Source organism: Kocuria sp. CPCC 205231 (genome assembly GCF_040980965.1).
Taxonomy (GTDB): domain Bacteria; phylum Actinomycetota; class Actinomycetes; order Actinomycetales; family Micrococcaceae; genus Kocuria; species Kocuria rosea.
The window spans coordinates 1-2,202 of record NZ_JAVKPP010000047.1; the positions used below are offsets into that span (position 1 = coordinate 1).

A 2,202-nucleotide genomic window follows, 5' to 3' on the forward strand; every position below is an offset into this window, starting at 1 on the left:
CTATTTAGGCAAATTTGACTTTCTATATATCGGTGAAAAAGTATAATTTGATTTTCCACAAAGGAATATTTAAATTTCCATTAATACAATAAAAAAGCAAAATATATTTTCCTTTTTAACATCTAATAGGAAAGAGTGACTTTCTAATATGGAAAATCAGATTTTCCAATATGGAAAATACCCTATATTGAGTATCAACTACTTAACTTATTCTATTTCTTAAGTTCTTATTATACCCTAAAAACGGCATATAATCAACTACTTAAAAAATCATCGGTCGGGGAGCGCCCAGCGGCAAGGGGCGGGACCACCCGTCCCGACGAGCGCCCACACCATAAACTTTTTTTCGAATAAGCACACAACCGTTTTTCGAACCCTGCAAAATTTCTTCCGAACCCGAACGGCGTAACACTCCATTGAGTGAAGCTGCCGTTTGGTCGCTCCCCCTTTGGGGGCGGGGGGGGGGTTACATACCCATGCCGAAACCTCTGCTTCTGGTGATTTGCTTGAGTAGGTCTTTCCCCTCTTCCATAGCTTTTGATATGTTTGGGAAATGATGCCTTAAAGCCTCCAGTTGTTCGGAATTGAACAAGTCTTTCATCTTACCAAGTTCTTTTTTCAATTCCTTGGTTTCGGTCTTTAGTTCTTGGTTCTCCGTTCTTAGTCGGTTACTGGTTGTCCTTGCATTGTCCATTTGCTGTCTATAATACTCCTTGTCGTTCTCGGCTTTGAATACCTTTGTGCCGTTTCGCTCTTTTTCAAGTATAGCCTTTCCCAGTCTATCGGATAGCTGTTCATTTTCCCCCTCTAAAGCCTTTATTTTGGCTTTTAAGGCATCTTTTTCCCTATCGTTAACCGTTTTCCCTATCAAGCCGTAAAACTTCTCTGAAGCCTTAGAAATGAGTTTTTGGACCTTTTTCTTTGTTTCAATGGAACGTAGTTCTTTCTGAAGCTGAAGAAGCTGGTTTTGCACGTCCTTGTGCTTGTCTAACGCACTGGATATATCGTTGGATAGTTCCTGAAGCTGTTCTTTCGCACATTCGGTCTTGTACTGCATAGCCGATAAGTGTTTGCGATCAGAAGAAACACCACGTTCCATGCCCAGTGCTTCAGATGCTATGGTTTGGAGTTCTGCCATGTCATCACGCGATAAACGCACACTCTTCCCGTTCGGCTGCGTCCAATCGAAAACTACATGGGCGTGAAGGTTAGGTGTCCATTGCTTTGCGTTCATGTATCCTTCGTCCTTGTGTATATGGATTTGAAACGCTTCAATACCGAAACGTTCCTTGCAGACCGCAGCGAATTGCTGGAGTTCCTGCATGGTGGTTTCTTGCTTGATTACTATTACCCCCTCCCGTATGGGTGCTGCTTTAGTCTGCATCTTCTGCCCAACCGTATCGAAATATCTCTGTTTCGCACTCTCCAGCCGATGGGAGATGCTATCTCCAACCCAGCTTTCATTCAAATGACTAAGTTCCGGACGAACATAGTCCAACTCTTTTTCCCTAAAGTTGTGAATCTCGCTCCCCGGCTTCACTGCTTGTACATGAATACTTGTTGCTCCCATAAGTTAACATTTTTGTGACAATCGATAACAGCCGGTGACAGCCGGCTGACAGGGGGTTAAGGGGGCTTGTCCCCTTACACACGTACCCTTTAGGGTGCTAGTGTGCTATCACCATACTGCATAGGTGCGAAGTTAGTGAATGTTTTGTAAATGCACAAATAAAGGGGAAAACATTTGGATTTGCGACAATAAAGTACTACCTTTGTTGCTGACCAAACGGTAGCTGACCGATACGGGAGAGTTACCAAAATACAAGCCGCTGGAGTTAATTGACGGACATCCGACATCCCCAGCGGCTTTATTTTTGCCTATCTGCTTCGTCTAGGCATACCAGTACCTCTACTAAAAATGTACTTCAAAGATACTTATTTTCTACCGACTTGATAGTTTTTACCCCATATTCTTGGACATTTTTCCCCCATGAGGTTATCTTTGTAGGGTGAAAGAGAAACCCATAAACGGGGATAGATTGAATGCTGGGAAGCATAAACAATCGGGGTAAGGTTAGCGAACCTTGCCTTTCATCCCCCATTATAACTTTACATAGAGGAACTTTATCTATCCCCCCCCCCGCCCCCAAAGGGGGAGCGACCAAACGGCAGCTTCACTCAATGGAGTGTTACAGTTCATCA

The 2,202-nt window shown here is 43.5% G+C and carries 1 protein-coding gene; it reads right to left on the reverse strand.

Annotation, left to right across the window (positions count from 1 at the left end):
* Nucleotides 1–466: 466 nt before the first annotated feature.
* Nucleotides 467–1,570 carry a mobilization protein gene (locus RF640_RS18755; RefSeq protein WP_368813088.1) on the reverse strand — a complete coding sequence of 368 codons (1,104 nt, stop codon included), beginning with the start codon at nt 1,568–1,570 and terminating at the stop codon, nt 467–469.
* Nucleotides 1,571–2,202: the final 632 nt, after the last annotated feature.